Origin of the sequence: Desulfopila inferna, assembly GCF_016919005.1 — a bacterium.
Classification (GTDB): Bacteria; Desulfobacterota; Desulfobulbia; order Desulfobulbales; family Desulfocapsaceae; genus Desulfopila_A; species Desulfopila_A inferna.
On sequence record NZ_JAFFQE010000012.1, the window covers coordinates 25,648 to 43,841 of the forward strand.

Sequence of the window (18,194 nt, forward strand, 5' to 3'; positions counted from 1 at the left end):
AATAACAAGAAAAAAATCCGTAAGGTTCTAATTATCGTTATAACCGGGAGGTAGCGAAGCTGTCCTGTTTAGAAAGGACAGGCTAACCGGAGAAAAGGTTTCAGGTGCTAATTGTTCATTATTGAAGAAACACTACAAAAAAGAAGGGGAATGTCATTTTTCCAGTGCCTGAAATCGATGCATAAATTTTTTGTCTATGTAGTCCTTGATAAAAAAAGCACTCTTGCCTCCCCAGGTTATGGGGCCTTTCTGTAACGCGCCTATTTTTTCACCCAGGTTAAAGATCAACAGGTACTTTCCTCCAGTCTGAAATTTTTTCAAAGGAACATTGTTCAGAACAGCCTGTATGTTGTGGAGCAAAACAGGATTTTGCCGTACCGCATAGACACCCACCTTATCCAGAGGTTCTGGCGAAAAGCTAATGCAGTCTCCACCTCCTAATATACTCTTGTTTTCAGTAGCTTGCAGGAATTCGTTGACCAGCAGACCTCCATCGGGACCTGTTGCCAGTCCGGAGTCGGCAAAAAGGGGCGACGGCTTGGTCCCGATGGCCAGAAAAATAATGTCCGAGGAAAATCGCTGACCATTTTCAAGAATGATGGTGCCATCATTAATCGCTGCGGCGTAGCCCGATTCGTCGATAATGATATCCCGGTGCTGAAAGGTTTTACGGATAATTTTCTGAATTGATCGGCTGTAACCCTCCATCAGTTTCTTTCCGGCAAAAAGTCTGATGGTGATATTTTTGCACCCTGTAGTACGCACCAGGTGATAGGCATTGCCTGCTATTTCTACAGCGGCAGGACCGCCGCCTATCACACCAATGGCGATGGAGTTGCTGTTGCATTTGGCGATAATCTTCTGCTGTGCTTCCAAAAGCCTCTCGATCGGTTTTGCTGAAAAAATATTTTTGCTGGAGCCTTCAATCGGCAATGACGGCACATAGCTGCCGACATTGCAGGACAGAACGTCATAGGGAATCGTTTCTCCGGTATCAGTGAGTACTGTCTTCTGGTCTGCATTGATGCCGGTGACCTTGGCCTTGAAGAAACGACATCCCTGGCGCTCTACGACAAAGCGGGTTTTGAAACGTATTTGATCCGGGCTGTAGTGAGTGCTTAGCATTCCCGGACCCATTCCCGAATAGTAGTGATAGGCAGAGGGCTGGATCACGGTCACCAGGTAGCCGGCATCCTTGAGATTCCTCAGGTTGGCAAGAATTTTCATATGGGCATGCCCGCCGCCGGCCAACACAAGCTTTTTACTCATCGGCCTTCTCCAGGACCGTATCCATGAGTGATCCCAGCTGTTCAAGGTGAGATCTCTCCTCGCCGGCAATGCGTTCCAGCATTTTTCTGCTCTGGCTGTCGCTGGTATTTTGCAAAGCGCGCATATACAGATCAAGGGCTTGTGCTTCAATCGACATAGCCAAACCGATCACTTCATCAATTTTTTCAAAGTCCGGGTTGACACGCTGCAGGTATTCATCTGTTGTCATTCCCCCCTCAAGAGCATCCTGTTCCAGATTTTCTTCGAATACGCTCAGGTCATCGGCACCTGTAAGTCTGATGTATTCATCGAAAAGAATTTCCTTATGGATCTCCTCGATACCGGCAAGTTTTTTAAAAAGTCCGATTACCTCAGGGGATGAAACCTTCTCCATCATGCGGAGGTAAAAATCCTCGAGACCCTGTTCCAGCGAATACGCTGTCCTCAGAACCTGCTCGGCGGATCCCAGGTCGTGAAAAAGCTCAAGCCCCTGGTCTTCTGCACCGACAGCCTCATGTCCATCCCAGGCCTTCATACCGCCTTTGAGATTTATGACTTCCTTAAATCCCTTGCCTGCCAACTGTTGAGCCGCCACGCGGCTTCTCCCGCCGATGGCTCAGTAGACCACCACGGGTTTCTGCCGATCAAGCTGATCGAGCGAGCCCGCCAGTTGCGGTAGCGGAATAAGTTTGGCTCCCGGAATATGGGAAATTCGATATTCCGAAGGTTGGCGGACGTCAAGAAACTGAATTTCTTCAGTTGAGTTTTTTTGCAGTTCCCGCACTTCTTCACTATCAAGTGATTGAGCGGGAGTTAGAAATTGTTTCCAGTGCATTTTCGGGGCCCCTGTTTCGTCTGTAATCTATCTGTCTTAAGGATAATATGGGTCCAACAGAAAATTTTGCTGCTGAGCCTTTTTATCCAGGCTTTGTCTGTCAGGTTGGTCGCCAAAAACATACAGAAAGTCTAATTTAATGTTGACTGGCTATCGTTATGGGACCATGCTGAAGAACAACTGCTTGTTCTTTTCTGAGTCGGTACGGACGAGGAAAATACTTCAAGTACCTTGTTAGATTGTAGCGAATGGCCGAAAAAGATCAAGGTGGATTCATCCGAAGGTCGAAAATGATGGCAAAAATTAATATCCTGGTTACTTTCAATGGCAGTTTAGTCGGCTACTGCGATTGTGATTGATAAATTCCAGCTACTTAGTACCTTACTCCTTAACTTCTGTCATAAGAACAAGAAAAGGAGGAACGCATTTGAAATTGTCGAGCTGGATATGCATCCAAGGTACTTACTTGCCTTTACCGGCGTTAGTGAGAAGCAGAGCTTTGAAAAGAGCAAACGAAAAAGGAACAGGCAGATGAGCAAGTATTGGAGTTCAAAGGTAAAAAAGTTGGAGCCCTATGTGCCGGGTGAACAGCCGAAAATTGAGAACCTTGTCAAGTTGAACACCAACGAAAACCCCTATGGTCCATCACCCCTTGCCCTGCGGGAAATGGAAAGACAGGCAGGTGATGCTCTGCGTCTCTATCCCGATCCGGAATCGGAGCATCTGCGAAATGCCGTAGCCGAATTTTATCACATTGACAGGAGCAGTGTCTTTGTCGGCAATGGATCCGATGAGGTGCTTGCCCATACCTTCCAGGCTCTGCTGAAACAGAAAAAGCCTCTTCTCTGCCCCGATATTTCTTACAGTTTCTATCCTGTCTACAGCGGTCTTTATGATGTCGAATGTTGTGAGATTCCACTGGCAGAGGACTTTACGATCAGGATTGAAGACTATATGCGCGACAATGGCGGCATCCTCTTTGCCAACCCCAACGCCCCAACCGGATGCTTTCTCGAGTTGCAGCAGATTGAATCACTGCTGCAGGCGAACCGGGAATCAGTAGTGGTTATCGACGAGGCCTATATTGATTTTGGCGGGCAATCCGCTGTTGAGCTGATTGACAAATACGACAACCTCCTTGTTATCCAGACCTTGTCGAAATCCCGCTCTCTTGCCGGACTTCGCGTTGGTTTTGCCATTGGACAAAAGAACCTGATCGAGGCTCTGGAGAGGGTGAAGAACAGTTTTAACTCCTATCCTCTCGATAGATTTGCCATCTATGGAGGTGCGGCGGCAATGTCTGATCGACAGCATTTTGAAACTACCCGGAAGAAGATCATTACTACCAGGGAATGGCTGACCAGTGAACTGACGAAACGGGGATTCGAGGTCCTGCCATCGCGGGCTAACTTTGTATTTGCACGAAATGAACGTTGCGATGCGCTGGAGTTAAGCAGCGCATTACGTCGTAAAAATATTCTCGTAAGGCATTTTAAGCAGCCTAGAATTGATCAATTTCTCAGGATTACAGTAGGTAGCGACATTGAGTGTGGTCAGCTAATCACGACGCTGGATGAAATAGCAGATCTCTGAAAGATCGACAATGACCAATGTTTTGAACTTATGCTGGAAAAGTGGATCGAATTATACTAGAATAGATAAATACATTTTTTTAGAGAGCTTTACCGGCTCCCGATTACTGTAAATTCCAAAATGGTAGATTTTTTTTGAGGATAACTATAGATAGTGGAGAATAGAAAAGAGTGAAAATCAATGACAAAATATTTAAGGCACTGGTCGTTGAGGAAATCACCCCCGGAAAATTCGAACTGAATATTAAGAAGAAGGCGGTGAAGGATCTTCCGCCAGGCGAAGTTCTGATACGGGTAAAATATTCATCTCTGAATTATAAGGATGCTCTTTCGGCCAGCGGCAACCGAGGTGTTACCCGAAAATATCCACATACCCCGGGTATTGATGCCTCTGGAGTCGTGGTGGAGAGTGAGAATAGCGAGTTCAGGAAAGGGGACGAAGTGCTGGTCACCGGTTATGATCTCGGTATGAATACCTGCGGGGGATTTGAGCAGTACATCCGGGTTCCGGCTGAATGGGTCGTGAGAAAGCCGAAAGGCCTCAGTCTGGGCGAAGCCATGATTTTTGGAACCGCGGGATTTACGGCGGCACTGTCAGTTCATGCCCTGGTGCAGGATGTATCCCCTGAAGACGGTGAAATCCTCGTTACCGGAGCTTCCGGCGGGGTGGGTTCTCTGGCAGTTTCCCTGCTGGCAAAACTGGGCTACAGGGTAGTTGGCGTAACCGGCAAACCTCAAGGCAAGAGATTCCTGAAGAAGCTCGGAGCACACCGGGTCATCGGCAGGGATGAGGCTCGGGACGACAGCGGTAAACCCATGCTCAAGACAACCTGGGCCGGAGTCATCGATACTGTAGGCGGAGACATACTGGTCACGGCGATCAAGTCGACAAAGCCCCTGGGGACTGTTACCTGCTGCGGCAATGTCGCCTCCCCCGATCTGCCCCTTACCGTGTATCCTTTTATTCTGCGCGGTGTCAGGCTGATAGGAATAGATTCGCAGAATTGCCCCATGCCCCTTCGTCGGGAAATTTGGGATCTTTTAGGAGATAAATGGAAAACGGAAGCATTGAAGGACATCTGTGAAGAGATTGGCATGGAGGGGCTTGAGCACCATATTGGTCTGATCCTTCAGGGACAACAGAAGGGACGGATAGTAGTCAATCTGGATGCCTGATCTTTCCGCACCGGCTTGATGCAGAAAAAGCCCGTCTCGGAATGAGCCGGGCTTGTGTATTTCCAACCTCTGTGAGCTGCCGGCAAAATCACTCCTCGCCAAAAGAGTCCGCATAGAGCTTTTGTATGGCTTCTCTGCCCGCATCGCTGAGATACCTCGTTCCTGAACCGACAAAGGTATCGTATTCGATCTTCGGGCTATTTTCCTGCCAGCCGCCATCCTTCCAGGTAAACCACTTTTTGGAAGGCTGGTCGAAAACGTGCAGCGGACGGTTGAACATCTTGGCAAGTTCAACGGCCCAACCGGTTCCGCCTTTCACGGACCCGCCTTCCTGTATTGTTCCTATGACAAATATCTGATGACCGCTGTTCACCATATGGAAAATGGTCTGCAGGACTTTTCTGATTTTATCTGTTTCGTAATAGGTTCGATTGAGCATGCGGGAAGCCAGTTCCATGCTGATGTCGCCGCGCTCGAGCTCGTCCTGGCTGAGAACCACACTGTTTTTGTCCCTGTTGAGTTTATGTCCCTCAAAAGTATAGATAACCTCCTTCATGCCATATTTTTCGGCCATTTCACCAAAGGTGGCTTCGGCGCCTTTGAGGCCGCCGTGATAGAGGGTGCAGTTTGATTTGTCCATATATCGACTCCTGTTACAATTAAGATTAAAAAAAACGTATAGTTCACATGATTAAAAATTCCAAGGCGTTCAGCTGAGAATAAATGTTGTGGAATTGTATATCCTGTTTCCTCGAAAGGCAATGGAGTTCTTTACTTTTGTCCCTTGATTGGTGCCTGCATTTTCCCGAGATTGCGAAAATACCCAGGATGCGTAATAACCCGATCATTATTTGGTTCCGCAGAGAAAGACCCGAAAAGGTGCCGGATAACCTTCTATGGTGAGTGATGAATCCTGGGGATTGAGAAAATCGCTGTAAGACTCGAAAGTCATCCATTTGGTTCTGCGCTGCTCTTTTTCCGACATGGGATGGGAGCAAAAGAGCTGGGCATCCTCAAATCCAGCACGTTGCATCCAGTGTTGAAGGCACTTTCCGGTAGGGACAAAATAGGTGCCCGGCACTTTGGCGTACGTCTTTTCCGGAAAGAGGGCATAAGGCTCCTCGCCGGGGATGGCTTGTGATTCGAGGAGTAGGGTACCGCCGGGCTTGAGGGCTTTGAATATCTCTTTGAGGACATCGACCGGAGATGAGCGGTGGTAAATAACTCCCATAAGAAAAATCACATCGAAGATTTCCGGGAAAAGTCCGATATGTTCCACACCGAGCAGGTCGATATGCAGGTTCCTCAGCCCTGCCATGTTTCTCAGGGCCTGGAAGCAGTAGTAATGCTGCACCGAGGGTTCAAACCCCACGATAATGGCGGGATTGTAGGGCGCCATGCGAAACATGTAGTAGCCATTGCTGCAGCCGATGTCGGCGATCACCTTTCCCTGAAGATCAGGCAGCCGCGGCACCAGGCGTTGCCATTTTCTCTCACTGCGCCATTCCGCATCTATATCGGTTCCGAAGATCGAAAAAGGACCCTTCCTCCAGGGCATGAACGCCTCCAGGTTTTCCCTGATCCACTGCTGCTCCTGTTTCTCTACCTCTTCTTTGTCACCGATGATAACTGTCTCTCCGCTGCAGTCCACATGTCGTGCCCGAAAGCGGGAAAGCGCCTCGCAGGGTTCACGGTAGCGCAGAAAGCCTTTCTTTTTCTGGTTCACCCACTTCTGCTTTGCCTTGTGTTCCGCAACGATAGTATCATGGAATGGTGAAACGGGAAGCTTGGCGAGATAATCCATCAGGAAATGGCTCCCGTTGGTTTTATGGCGACAAAGGAAACGAAGTTGAACCACTGAAAGTAGCTTTCGATGGATTGGAAACCCACCTTTTTCAGAATAGTTTTATTTTCCTCGATGGAAAAAGGGATCAATACATTTTCAAGCGCTTCACGTTTTTTGGCTATCTCCAACTCGGAATATCCTTTTTGCCGCTTGTATTGATGGTAGAGATCAATGAAAATCCTGTTGAGGAGAGGATCGTGGCGTATGGTTTTTTCTCCAAGGATGAGCACGCCGCCGGGCCGCAGGTTATCGAAAACTCTTTGTAGAAACTCCTGCCGCAGAACCGGTCGGATAAACTGGAGTGTATAGTTGAGGATGAAGACGCCGGTGTCCGGAAGCGAAATGTTCATGATATCCTGGTCGAGAAACTCGATTTTTTTCTTTTTGCTGTACAACTCCGCCTTGAGCCGGCCCTTGTCCAGCATGGCGGGGGAGTTGTCCACGCCAAGATAGCGGATCGAATCATTGGCAATCAGCCTGCAGAATTCCAGCAATGTCGTGCCGGTGGCACAGCCAAGATCCACTATCCGGTCATCATCTCTGAGAAGCCTCTGCAGCAGATTAGCCGTGGCCTGGATGACTTCATGGTAAAAGGGGATGGAACGATCGAGCATGTCGTCGAAAACTTCGACCACCCGTTCGGAAAAGATAAAATCTTCCTGCACTGAATCCACCTGAAAAAGGGTATCTTTAGGCTTATCTGTCATGAGCTTGTTATTTATGATGGTGTCGCGAAAAGCACCCCGTACGGGTATAAACTCCGACTTCAAGATAGCCCGATCCACAGCGTTGCTGGTTTTTGGAGCCATCTGGCATCGTGGTAATTTTTTAAGAGATTATCTTTTATGAGATCATCGTATTCCAGTAAATCTCTTTAAATACTGGTAAGACGGAGCGGAAAAATATGCAATATTCTATGCCGGCGGCAGAATGTCAATAGATGAACGCGCTCAGGACACGGTTTGGATAGAAGGGGAAGGCTTACGTGTCCGCCACTCTATTATCGACTCCAGCCCTGCAGCTCACCAGCGCCGGCCCGGACAAGCATCTTCAGCATCTCCGGAGAATCAAACATTTTCCGACAAAGCTCGCATTTACGATAGGTGACAATCTCCCGCGCCTTAAATCCGGCAAAACCGGCTATTGTGGTAATTCCCTGATTTCGGATGCAGGTATACAGCGCATTGCTTTCCAGTTTTTTAAAAAGCTCGTCTGCACTATGTTCTTTGAGGCTGCCGAGGAGAAAAAAATTGGTTGTGTTGAAATGGCTGCCGGCATCGCAGCAGGCATACATGTTGAAATCGGGCGCAAGATAAGGGTTCATGGCGCAGCGATTAGCCTGATAATCGGTGAAGATCGCCGGCCTGCCGAAGCTGTTTGCCCGTCCTGCATAGATAACCGGTTCGGGAAAAAATTTCAGTTGATTGTACCGCAGAAAATCTTCATATGCATCATCTTCTTCTGAGAAATCGGTTACGAAAGAGACGAAATAATCGATTCCGGATGCCTTGCACCCATTGGCGGCGTGGATAATATTCCGACGAGGGACATGCTGCTGATGCCACCTGCTGTAGCTCATGCGCAGTTGCGAGAGCCCGCAGAGTTTGAGGGAATCCAGTTTGTGTTGCGCGACTTCTGCACTGGTGGCCCAGGAGCAGTTGGTAACGATCCTGCTGTATATCCTGAGTTCGCGACATAGTGCCACCAGCTCAAGTAGATCGTCGAAATAGATAAAAGGTTCACCGGCGGTGAAACTGATCCCGGTTACACCTGCCTCCGCCAGATCACGGATAGCTCTTTGTGCAGCGGCCGGTTCCATTTTGGTGGTTTCCGGTGCCTCGCCTGCGGCTACACAGTGACTGCATTTGATATTGCAGCGGGTTGAATATCCAAAAGCTATTTTTCTCATAATGTTTATGTGGAGTATTTTTTCTTAACGGTTATCATGATAGCATGCATCGTTAAGTCAGACACGGCAATAGTAAGCGGCCATCCCACATGCAATTTACTGTATGATTGCAACAAATCAATAGAGATAATCTGGTCTCCATGATGTCAGATGGCTGGGTGAAAACCTGCAACGCGGGAGATCGAGCTTTCCCGAAGTCGGAGCTTATGCCCTTACGGGTGCTTATCGCGACGCCGTCAATGAAAGATTTAAACTTGCCATGGCTATATTCTATAGGTATATAAATCTACCGTGTTGAAAAATGTTATAAATAAACTTGCATACCCAAGCTCCAGCAAAAAGGTCATCAAGTGAAATACCACAAGGGTTGGCTATGTCGAAAGAAATAAATTTTGATGAACTGATAGGGAAATACCGCTCTGATCCCTATGATTACATTGATGTTAATGCAATACATACCGGAGTGGTCACCTTTAAGGTGGCCGAAGGCGACGGGGTGGACTCGCCGGGCGGCGAATGGAACCATATACCCGGTACGGCTGTCTATGAGATTAACAGGGAACGAAATCCCAAGCTGGTTCACTCTCAGATAAACGGCACCATCTCATATTTGAACGCCGATCTGGAGGGTCAGTTTGTCGAAGCCGGGGAAAAATTGATGACCATCCGTCATCCCCTGAAGAAAAAGGAGATTATCGAAAACATCCTCCAGGAAGTCCTTTATCTTTTCACTGCACCGGAAAGGGCCAAGTATTTCTTTGCCCTGGATGTCCAGGCAAGAATTGAGAAAAAGGGCGCCCGCTCCGTCTCCATTGCTCCGGGCGATGAAATTCTTACCATGTCGCTGATGAAGCGGGACACTCCGATCTATTATGAAGGGGAGCCGGGAGTTATCCATTCGGTGTATTTCAAACCCGGAATATCCGTCGACCAGGGCACTCCCCTTATTGGAGTATGTGCAAATGATAAGGTTCCTTTGATACAGAAGATAATCAACCGGGTTAAGGCAGATTGGGATAAGAACAATTAACCCAGCTGAGCTGGATAAGAACCTTAAGGCAGATTATTTTCTTGCAAGAAAACAAGAAGACAATCTGTAAGGTACTAATTCCCATGATAAATCTCGAGTTGACGGCTGAGGAAATTCTTCGCTACTTGCAGGAGGTCGAATTGCCGGAACGCCGCAGTGGCGCACTGGGCGATGTTGCCGATGAGATCATGCGCTACGGCGCCTTTGTCGGCTCCTCCGTGGAGTGTCATCCATATCTACAGCGGGCTATGGATCATGGCCGGCGCTATATTGATTCTTTGGAGAAAAGCGGTAAGGCGGTGCCGAACGGCAGAATAATTGTAGCGGAGACCCTTACCGGTCCCAAGGGCAGGTTCACCAGAAACTGGCATGCACCGAGAGGGGGCCTGTGGGGCTGTCTTCTTCATGCCAATACTCTGACGCCGCGATCCACCATGCTCCTCTCCCTCGCTGTAGGCATTGCCGCCTGTGAAGCCGTACGTCTGGAGATTGGCGGCAATAAGACCTTTCTGCGCTGGGTAAACGATGTACTGATAGAGGGTGTCAAGGTCGCCGGTTTTCTCATTGAAAGCTACACCGGACCGCGCTGGGGCGAGCAGTTCCACCTTGTCGGCTTTGGCATTAACGTCAATAACCGTGACTTTCCAGGAGAATTGCGTGATATTGCCACCTCGCTGCGCAACAGAGTGGCAAAGGAGATAGATCTCAAGGGCTTTAGTCTCAACTTTATTGCCAAGCTCGCCTGGAATATCGGCCTTCTCTACTTTGTGGAGGCACGGCAGACTGAGTGGTTGCAGGAGGACAGCTCATTTTCTCATCCGATTATCGAGAGATGGAAAGAACTCTCCGACATAGTGGGGCAAAAGGTTGTTTTCGGCCATGATGTTATCAATTCCCCGCAATATTCCGCCGTAATAACAGGCATTTCCCCCGATGGCGGTCTGCAGATGACACTGGATGATGGTTCGGTGGTCACGGAGCACAGCGGTGAGATCAGATTTTGCGTCTGAGTATACCTGCGCTGGATATTTTCACTGCATTAAGCCGCGCATTGCCTTCCAGGAGTGGATTTCCCGCTGAAAAATATTTCTGCCATAGCGGTGCAGCATTGTGAGTGCCTGGTTTTGCGCCTGTCTGGAGAAGTGCAGTCTATGAAGGCGCTCAACCGGTTCGCTCATGGCAGACTGCAGAATGCGTATTGTTCCCGTCGATAGATCTGCGGCGCCTCCTGCCGCATCGCGGGCACAGTTATCACAGATAAGTCCTCCGGCCATATGGTGAAAACGGTAGCTTCTTTTGGAGGTGAATGGGGCGGCGCAACTGCGGCAGTCCAGCAGAGCGGGCTGATATCCCAGGCGTTGAAAAAGTCTCAGTAGAAGGATAATAGTGGTGCCGAGAGGATCCCTGCCTTCGTCTATGGCCTGCAGCGACCAGAGCAGCAGGCTGTAAATTTCCCTGTCTTCCTCTCTTTCGGTGGTGGCGATGAGAAGGATTTCGCGAATAAAGGTTGCTGCAATATACCGCTCATAATTCCTGCGCAGCTGAATATGGCTGCTGTGCAGTTCCGCCTCGGCAATGAAGACCAGTGAAGATCGCTGCTTTTCACTGTAGCGTAAGGTAATATGAGAGAAAAGCTCAAGCTTGTTGAGGAACCTTTTTTTACTGCGGTTGGCGCCTTTGGCGATTCCCGTTATCCGGCCATGGTTTTCCGAGAAAAAGGTGACAATTTTGTCAGACTCGCCATGATCAAAACATTCAAGAACAATGGCATCTGTTTCCTTGCTGACGGTGGACATTTTAAAAGGTAACTCTTTAAGTGGATGCGCTGGTATTCAGGGGAGATCCAGTGTGATAAATCCGTTTTCGGGCTCCGGCAGTCCAAGTTGAGTCCCATTGAAAAAGAGCACAACCTCTGCCGATTCCGGCAGGATCAGGGAAATGGATTCATCTGCATACCAGCTTCTGGTGGAGCCTTCGGTATATGCTTCCTTTTCCGGAAGACTGCCGTCAACGGCGATGGTAATGGCGGTATCCTCAAGAAAATCTATGGTGAGAAAATAGTTGGTTTCGGCGAGGTTCTCAGTGGACTGTTCTCTGGTAACCCCTCTTTCGGAAACTCCTTCTTTACCCTGGGGTTCGGTGCTGGCTTCCTGAAGGTTCTGCAGTTTCGAGCTGATGAATGTTGCAGGATTCCAGGAAAAATACCAGCTGAACAACGCTATTGCCGCAACAATGACCACCAGGCTGAAAGCCAGCGTTGCGCCAGTGGTCATGGAGGGCCTGGCGGCCATGGTGTTGACTGCTTTTTCCTGTTTCGAGGGAGAGGCAAATTTCCTATTATCCGGATTCGCCAGACGTTCCTGGTCAAACCTCCTCAGGACGTCCTGGGCGTCGAGTTTGAGGTTTTTGGCATAGAGTACGTAAAATCCCCGAGCAAAAGCATCGGCCGGAAGCATGGCGTAGTCATCGGCTTCCATGGCCTGCAGGGTTTTTCCGGGTATTCTGGATTCCTGCTTGACGTCTTCGACGGAAAGATTTTTCTCTCTACGGCAGCGACGCAGATATTCGCCTAAGGATTCCGTTTTATCTTGTGTATCCTCTGTCATTATGATTCTCGTGTCCTTGAACATCAGATGAAAATGAAAGGGATGAAACCTCCTGTCTTTTCTTTATAACATCTTTTTTACATATGCGGCCTTTTTCATTTCTTCAATCCATTTCCTGTATTCCTTATTGAACTCGCTTTCAAAAAGCTTTTTGCGAATTTCTTCTTTCACAGTCTCAAAAGGAACCTGTTGCACTACCTCTCCCTGGCGTCGGGAAAGCAGCTTGAAGATCTGGAAGGTATTTTGCGTTTCCAGCACAGGAGTGATTTCTCCCGCCTTCAGTTTGACCACTGCCTCGCGCATTGTTAAGGCCATCTCGTCTTCCTGAAAGATTCCTATGTCGCCGCCATCGACAGCGGATGGCAGATCAGACTTCTGTCTGGCAAGTTCGGCAAAATCGGCTCCGTCCAAAAGCTGCTGCCGAGTTTCTACAGCCTCCCTGCGTGCACGTGCCTTATCTGCCATCAACAAGCCTGGTGATTGCCGCATCTCCTCGGAATCTCCCCAGGTAAAACCCATCTGCAGAAGATAGTAGCCACCGTCCTGAAGTTCCTCTGCGTATTCGGCGGCGTAATATTCCCTGATCATTTCATCGGTGATAATGATTTTGGAGCGAACCTCGTAGAGGATGAGTTTATCACGGAGGAGTTGATTGCGCTGATCTTCCATGTATTTTTCTTCTGAAAGACCGGAGGCTTTCAGCTTGGCGAGAAGTTCCTGACGCGTCACTCCCATTTTTTCCAGGTTTCTGGCAAAACTCTGTTCGAATTCAGCATCGGATAAATCTATATTGACCTTTGCCGCCTCCTGGGAAATCAGGTGCTGGTCGATCAGTTTGGCCAGAATTCTTTCCTGTGCTTCTCGCAGTGCTTGTCGGCGCTGATCCTCTGGGACCGACTCTTGTATCTTCTCTAGAAATTCTCTACCGTTTTCCTGTAACTCCGTAAGAGTGATGATATCGTCATTTACTACGGCGACAACGCGATCAACCAGTTGCGCTTTGGCAATTCCATGAGGGAAGAGCATCAGGATTGTGAAGAGGAGTGCCGGTATTGCGGTCATGGGGCTGTGAAACATTTTAAAGGTCATATAAGTACCTGAGGTTGCAGAATTATCTGTGGTCTTTGTGTGGAAGTTCCAATCAGTGTATCAAGTATTTACCATTTGTTCACCAAATCTGAAAACATTTTCTTGCTTCTCATCACTGAATATGACTGGCTGAGCTGATCCCGGCATGGTAATAAAAAAGAAGAAGAGTACTCAAAAGAGCCGGCAAGGGCTATAAATGATTGACTCCCTGAAAAAGCGGCACTACGATATGAGGACGTGGTCTGCATTATTGATATAATATATTTAGCGAGGAAAAGATGTTGAATTCCCCAAAACATAGTTTTTGTTTATCCAGCAGCGGTAGGATCAGGAAAAGTGCATTTCTGCAGGTGGTCTTCATTGGGTTGGCATTACTCTATTCAACCACCGCATCGGGTGCTACCAAAATGCCCGATTTTGCCCTGCCCAATATACTTAATGAAAATACTATCAGCAGCAGCTCCTTTGAAGGCAAGGCGCTTCTCCTCACCTTTTTTGCGACATGGTGTCCGCCATGTATGGAAGAGGTACCAACCCTTATCAAGCTTCAGGAAAAATACGGCAGGGCAGATTTTTCCGTTATAGGATTCTCGGTTGATCAGGGTGGTGCCGCAGTTGTCAGAAAATTTGTAGACAAGAAATCCATCAATTATCCGGTAGCTCTGGCGGATGCCCGGACTATGCAGGATTTCGGCGGAGTATATGGGATTCCCGTTTCCTTTCTGGTTAACAAAGAAGGCAATGTCGTTAAGAAGTACACCGGATATATTCCTCAATCTGTTCTTGAAAAAGACCTGAAAAAAATACTATAGAGATGCGTCGATAGGGTCAACACGAATCACTTTTTTCTGTTGATGGTTAATATGACAAGAGCGCGGGGTGTTTTTTCCCCGATTCAGCCTTGAACCGTCCACTAGTGCCTCTCCTGAAACTATGTCGTAAAATCGAGAAGACGGATAAAAGAGAACTTAAAAAGCAAAGAGTTTACATATGCCCACAAGGCGCTTCCGGCTCAGCCGGGTTGGTGCCTCGAACCTTTTTTCCTTTATGCAGGAAAACGATTCACTCAGCAGAGACAACAAAAGAGAGTTTGAGATAAATGGAGTTACTCAAAGCGGTGGTGCTTGGCATAGTCCAGGGTCTTACGGAATTTTTGCCGATTTCCAGTTCGGGGCATCTTGTCATCGGCTCGGAGCTCCTTGCTTTTCAGGGAAAAGGTGTTGCTTTCGATGTCTTTCTTCACCTGGGGTCTCTTCTTGCAGTGCTACTGGTCTTTCGCAGCGAAATTATGGAGATGATTGCGGCGCCCTTTCAGTATATGGCGGGAGAGCGCAGCGAAAGAGTCCAGTTGGGCCTCAGGTGGAATGTCTTTGTCGTCATATCGCTTATTCCTGCGATAATTGTAGGCTTATTTCTCAAAGACTCTATAGAGAGTATCTTTTCTAACCTGCTGCTGGTTTTTGTGATGCTCGGTATCACCGGAATATTGATGATTGCCAGTAAATATCTGCGGCTTAGGAATATACCTCTGCAGGGCAGACACGCCTTTTTGATTGGTTGCGCCCAGGCCCTGGCTATTCTGCCCGGTATGTCACGCTCCGGTTCGACAATCTTTGCCGGCATGGCGTTGGGGATAGACAGACAGGTTGTGGCCCGGTTCTCCTTTATCATGTCCATTCCGGCGATTCTGGGCGCCATGGTGCTGCATCTCGAGGATCTTGTCGGCAGTCCACCACCTTTGGAATCAATGGCCGGCATCGCTGCCGGAACAGTGGCTGCTGCCGTTTCCGGATATTATGCAATTGTTTTGCTGCTTGATATTGTTCGGAAAAATAGATTACAATGGTTTGGGTATTATTGTCTGGCTCTCAGCCTGGCTGGAATGCTGTACCTTTACATTACATAGTCCAGGCAGGTGAATACGCCGGAAGTCCTCAGCTAAAGTCAGGTAGTGTCTGTCCAGGGACACTAGATAAGAGACTATTCAGATATGAACCTTTATCCCGTTAACCTCGATTTACAGAACAGAATCTGTCTGATTTTCGGCGGCGGTGAAGTTGCAGCCAGGAAGATTGATGCTCTTGTCTCCTGCGGCGCCGCTGTTTCCGTTATCAGCCCTGAAGTTCTTCCGGTTATAGAAGAAAGGGCCGAGGCGGGGAAAATTACCTGGTTGCGGAGATCGTATCAGAGGGGCGATATGGACGGAGCTTTCCTGGTTTTTGCGGCGACAGGCAGCAGGGCTGTTCAGCAGGCTATTGTGGACGAGGCGCGGGAGAAATCCATCCTGGTCAACAGCGCTAGCCAGCCCGAAGCCTGCACTTTCCAGGTTCCGGCCAAAGTGCGTCGCGGAAAATTTTTACTTACAGTGTCCACCGGAGGCGGCAGTCCCGCTCTTGCCTCAAAACTGCGTAAAAAGCTTGAGAAGGAATACGGGCCGGAATACCAGCAATTTATCGAATTGATGTCGTATGTCAGGGGAAAAATTATTAGCGACGGCAACACCCAGGAATCTCATAAGGCAGTGTTCGAAAAACTTCTCCAGCTAGATATTGCAGCGCAGATACGTCAACAGGACTGGTTCGCTCTGCAAAAAGAACTGAGGACGATTTTGCCTGAGAACATGGATGTTGATGACGTGATGGCCGCCATACAAGCCCCCTCGGCAACATCTTCTTCGGGGCAGGATATGCCTTGTCCTTGCAAACAACAACCAGATAGCGAACAATGATTTCTGAAATTAATTATCTGCTGTTCCAGGCTATTATTGTGGTCACCGTCAGTTCTACCGCCCTCTATCTGGTCTTTTTTGTCAACCAGAAGGAAAAAATCCGTACAATCGCCAGAAATGTCCTTGTTCTCTCGGGAATTCTGCAGACACTGTATATAATCACCCGCTATATCCTTACCGGACACACTCCGATAACCAGCGAGCATGAATCCGTTTTCTTCTTTGTCTGGGCTCTAACGTGGGCATACCTGTCTTTTCGCTGGCGTTACACCGTCAAGAATTTCGGTACCTTTACCTCGATGCTCATTACTGTCCTGGTTCTCATTTCCGCGATGGTATCAAAGGACATCAATCCGCTGCTGCCGGTGCTCAAAAGCTGGTGGCTGCCTGTCCATGCAGGGATTACCATTTTTGCCTATGCCTTTCTTGGCCTCGCCTTTATCGGCGCGCTTATGTACCTTGTGCAGGAATGGGAGTTGAAGAGCAAGAGGTTCGGCTACTTCTATTCACGGCTGCCCTCACTGGACGCACTGGATCAGCTTAATACCCATTGTCTCACTACAGGATTCATTTTCCTGACCCTCGGTATAGTCACTGGTACCATCTGGGCCAGGCAGGTTCTGGGAAGCTACTGGCGCTGGGATCCCAAGGAAGTCTGGACGATCATCACTTGGTTTATCTACCTGATCCAGTTTCATCAGCGTCTTACTGTCGGCTGGCGCGGCAAAAAAGCCGCCATAATGGCGATAATAGGATTCTGCTCAGTAATTTTCACCCTCTGGGGTGTCACATATCTCCTGGGAGGGGATCATTTCAATGCCCGGTGAGAAAATACTCCTTCTGGGAGTTAACCATAAAACCACTCCAGTGCACATACGGGAAAAAATGGCGCTCACGGGTGGTTACGAACAACCGCTTCTGCAGTTAAAATCGATTAAGGGATGCAAGGAATGCTATCTGCTCTCAACCTGCAACAGGGTAGAGTTGCTGCTGGTGACCGATTCAGTGGCAGAACTTGAAAATAAGATAATCGATTATCTTTTCGAGGAAAAGGTCTCCCGGGAAAAAAGCCGGGAATACCTCTATGTCTATCACGACGACGAGGCCGTTCACCATTTCTTTATGGTTGCCGCCAGTCTTGATTCAATGATAGTAGGTGAAGCGCAGATTCTCGGGCAACTCAAGGAAGCCTATCGTCATGCCGCCGGCCTCAACTGTACCGGTGCTCTGCTCAATAAGCTTCTGCATAAGTCGTTTTCCGTAGCCAAACGGGTGCGCAGCGAGACCGGCATCGGCGCATCGGCTGTTTCCATCAGTTATGCCGCAGTGCAACTGGCGAAAAAGATCTTCGGCGGTCTCAAGGGGAAAAAGGTGCTTCTTATAGGTGCAGGCGAGATGGCGGAGCTTGCTGCGGAACATCTTGTGGGGCAGGGTGTCGGCGGAGTGGTGGTTGCCAACCGCACATTTTCCCGGGCGCTCGATCTGGCGAAACGATTCAACGGCAAAGCCGTCTCACTGGAAGAGCTCAGGAATCAGCTGGAATATGTCGATATCATCATCAGTTCAACAGGAGCGACGGAAATTATCATTAGCAAGGATGATGTCAAGGGGGTTATGCGCTCCAGAAGAAACCGTCCCCTCTTTTTTATAGACATTGCCGTCCCCCGTGATCTGGATCCCAAACTGATAGATCTTGATAACGTTTTTCTCTATGACATCGATGACTTGGTAAGTGTTGTGGAGATGAACAAGTCGGAGCGTGATAAGGAAGCCGTCAAGGCCCGCCGTATCGTCGATGAAGAATCTCTGAAATTCCAGCGATGGCGGGAGGGCATGACGATTGCTCCAACCATACGGGCGATGCACCACAAGATTGAGAAAATCTGCAGGGAGGAGTTGGAACGGACCTATGGCAAAATGCCGGATCTGAGTGCCGGGGAACGCAGAAACCTGGAAAAAATGACCCGGGCAATTGCTGCCAAAATGCTCCACGATCCGCTGCAGTATCTGAAGAACAATGACTGCGAACGAAGTAATGAAAAAAAGGTCTACAATTTGCGCAATATTTTCAAGCTGGAGGATGGAAAAAGTAATAAACCGTGATATGCTGAGAT

Annotated in this window: 18 protein-coding genes; 9 read left to right on the forward strand and 9 right to left on the reverse strand. The window is 48.6% G+C overall.

Annotated elements, in window-relative coordinates; genetic code table 11:
- Positions 1-153: 153 nt before the first annotated feature.
- A complete protein-coding gene (locus tag JWG88_RS20665; protein ID WP_205235707.1) occupies positions 154-1,269 on the reverse strand; it encodes an NAD(P)/FAD-dependent oxidoreductase in 1,116 nt (371 codons plus the stop codon).
- A complete protein-coding gene (locus tag JWG88_RS22040) occupies positions 1,262-2,104 on the reverse strand; it encodes a rhodanese-like domain-containing protein (RefSeq protein ID WP_205235708.1) in 843 nt (280 codons plus the stop codon). The genes JWG88_RS20665 and JWG88_RS22040 overlap by 8 nt, the downstream gene beginning before the upstream one ends.
- A 531-nt stretch (positions 2,105-2,635) precedes the next feature.
- Between JWG88_RS22040 and hisC the strand changes: the two genes are divergently transcribed.
- The gene (hisC, locus tag JWG88_RS20675) at positions 2,636-3,697 is read left to right on the forward strand and encodes a histidinol-phosphate transaminase (RefSeq protein WP_205235709.1); all 1,062 of its coding nucleotides are present in this window, start codon (positions 2,636-2,638) and stop codon (positions 3,695-3,697) included.
- A 176-nt stretch (positions 3,698-3,873) separates the two neighbouring features.
- Entirely contained in the window at positions 3,874-4,872 is a 999-nt protein-coding gene (locus JWG88_RS20680) for a YhdH/YhfP family quinone oxidoreductase (RefSeq protein ID WP_205235742.1), read from the forward strand.
- An 88-nt stretch (positions 4,873-4,960) separates the two neighbouring features.
- On the opposite strand, the gene JWG88_RS20685 is transcribed toward JWG88_RS20680, so the two are convergent.
- The 4 genes from JWG88_RS20685 to JWG88_RS20700 form a co-directional block, all read right to left on the reverse strand.
- On the reverse strand, positions 4,961-5,512 hold the full coding sequence (locus JWG88_RS20685) for a hypothetical protein (RefSeq protein WP_205235710.1): 552 nt from the start codon (positions 5,510-5,512) through the stop codon (positions 4,961-4,963).
- Positions 5,513-5,719: 207 nt separating this feature from the next.
- Positions 5,720-6,676 (reverse strand): tRNA 5-methoxyuridine(34)/uridine 5-oxyacetic acid(34) synthase CmoB, encoded by a 957-nt coding sequence (cmoB, locus tag JWG88_RS20690; protein WP_205235711.1) that lies wholly within the window; start codon positions 6,674-6,676, stop codon positions 5,720-5,722.
- Positions 6,676-7,527: a carboxy-S-adenosyl-L-methionine synthase CmoA gene (gene cmoA / locus JWG88_RS20695; RefSeq protein WP_240194654.1), complete on the reverse strand. Its 852-nt coding sequence runs from the start codon at positions 7,525-7,527 to the stop codon at positions 6,676-6,678. Before cmoA ends, cmoB begins: the two co-directional genes overlap by 1 nt.
- A gap of 191 nt (positions 7,528-7,718) precedes the next feature.
- Positions 7,719-8,627, reverse strand: a complete 909-nt coding sequence (locus JWG88_RS20700) for a radical SAM protein (RefSeq protein ID WP_205235712.1) — start codon at positions 8,625-8,627, stop codon at positions 7,719-7,721.
- A 373-nt stretch (positions 8,628-9,000) separates the two neighbouring features.
- Here JWG88_RS20700 and JWG88_RS20705 point away from each other — a divergent pair, with 373 nt between their 5' ends.
- Both JWG88_RS20705 and JWG88_RS20710 read left to right on the forward strand, forming a co-directional pair.
- Positions 9,001-9,657, forward strand: coding sequence for a biotin/lipoyl attachment domain-containing protein (locus JWG88_RS20705; RefSeq protein ID WP_205235713.1), 657 nt, complete (start codon positions 9,001-9,003; stop codon positions 9,655-9,657).
- 41 nt (positions 9,658-9,698) lie between these two features.
- Positions 9,699-10,667, forward strand: a complete 969-nt coding sequence (locus tag JWG88_RS20710) for a biotin--[acetyl-CoA-carboxylase] ligase (protein WP_205235714.1) — start codon at positions 9,699-9,701, stop codon at positions 10,665-10,667.
- 21 nt (positions 10,668-10,688) lie between these two features.
- Here the strand turns inward: JWG88_RS20710 and recO are convergent, their stop codons facing one another.
- The 3 genes from recO to JWG88_RS20725 form a co-directional block, all read right to left on the reverse strand.
- Positions 10,689-11,453, reverse strand: a complete 765-nt coding sequence (recO, locus tag JWG88_RS20715; protein WP_205235715.1) for a DNA repair protein RecO — start codon at positions 11,451-11,453, stop codon at positions 10,689-10,691.
- Between the two features lie 36 nt (positions 11,454-11,489).
- Positions 11,490-12,263, reverse strand: a complete 774-nt coding sequence (locus JWG88_RS20720) for a helix-turn-helix domain-containing protein (RefSeq protein ID WP_205235716.1) — start codon at positions 12,261-12,263, stop codon at positions 11,490-11,492.
- A 63-nt stretch (positions 12,264-12,326) separates the two neighbouring features.
- On the reverse strand, positions 12,327-13,352 hold the full coding sequence (locus tag JWG88_RS20725) for a peptidylprolyl isomerase (protein WP_205235717.1): 1,026 nt from the start codon (positions 13,350-13,352) through the stop codon (positions 12,327-12,329).
- Between the two features lie 278 nt (positions 13,353-13,630).
- Here JWG88_RS20725 and JWG88_RS20730 point away from each other — a divergent pair, with 278 nt between their 5' ends.
- From JWG88_RS20730 to hemA, 5 genes are all read left to right on the forward strand, one after another.
- Positions 13,631-14,164 carry a TlpA disulfide reductase family protein gene (locus JWG88_RS20730; protein ID WP_205235718.1) on the forward strand — a complete coding sequence of 178 codons (534 nt, stop codon included), beginning with the start codon at positions 13,631-13,633 and terminating at the stop codon, positions 14,162-14,164.
- A 287-nt stretch (positions 14,165-14,451) separates the two neighbouring features.
- A complete protein-coding gene (locus tag JWG88_RS20735) occupies positions 14,452-15,258 on the forward strand; it encodes an undecaprenyl-diphosphate phosphatase (protein WP_205235719.1) in 807 nt (268 codons plus the stop codon).
- An 84-nt stretch (positions 15,259-15,342) separates the two neighbouring features.
- The gene (locus JWG88_RS20740) at positions 15,343-16,080 is read left to right on the forward strand and encodes a precorrin-2 dehydrogenase/sirohydrochlorin ferrochelatase family protein (RefSeq protein ID WP_205235720.1); all 738 of its coding nucleotides are present in this window, start codon (positions 15,343-15,345) and stop codon (positions 16,078-16,080) included.
- On the forward strand, positions 16,077-16,907 hold the full coding sequence (ccsB, locus tag JWG88_RS20745) for a c-type cytochrome biogenesis protein CcsB (RefSeq protein WP_205235721.1): 831 nt from the start codon (positions 16,077-16,079) through the stop codon (positions 16,905-16,907). Before JWG88_RS20740 ends, ccsB begins: the two co-directional genes overlap by 4 nt.
- The gene (gene hemA, locus JWG88_RS20750; protein WP_205235722.1) at positions 16,897-18,183 is read left to right on the forward strand and encodes a glutamyl-tRNA reductase; all 1,287 of its coding nucleotides are present in this window, start codon (positions 16,897-16,899) and stop codon (positions 18,181-18,183) included. The genes ccsB and hemA overlap by 11 nt, the downstream gene beginning before the upstream one ends.
- Positions 18,184-18,194: the final 11 nt, after the last annotated feature.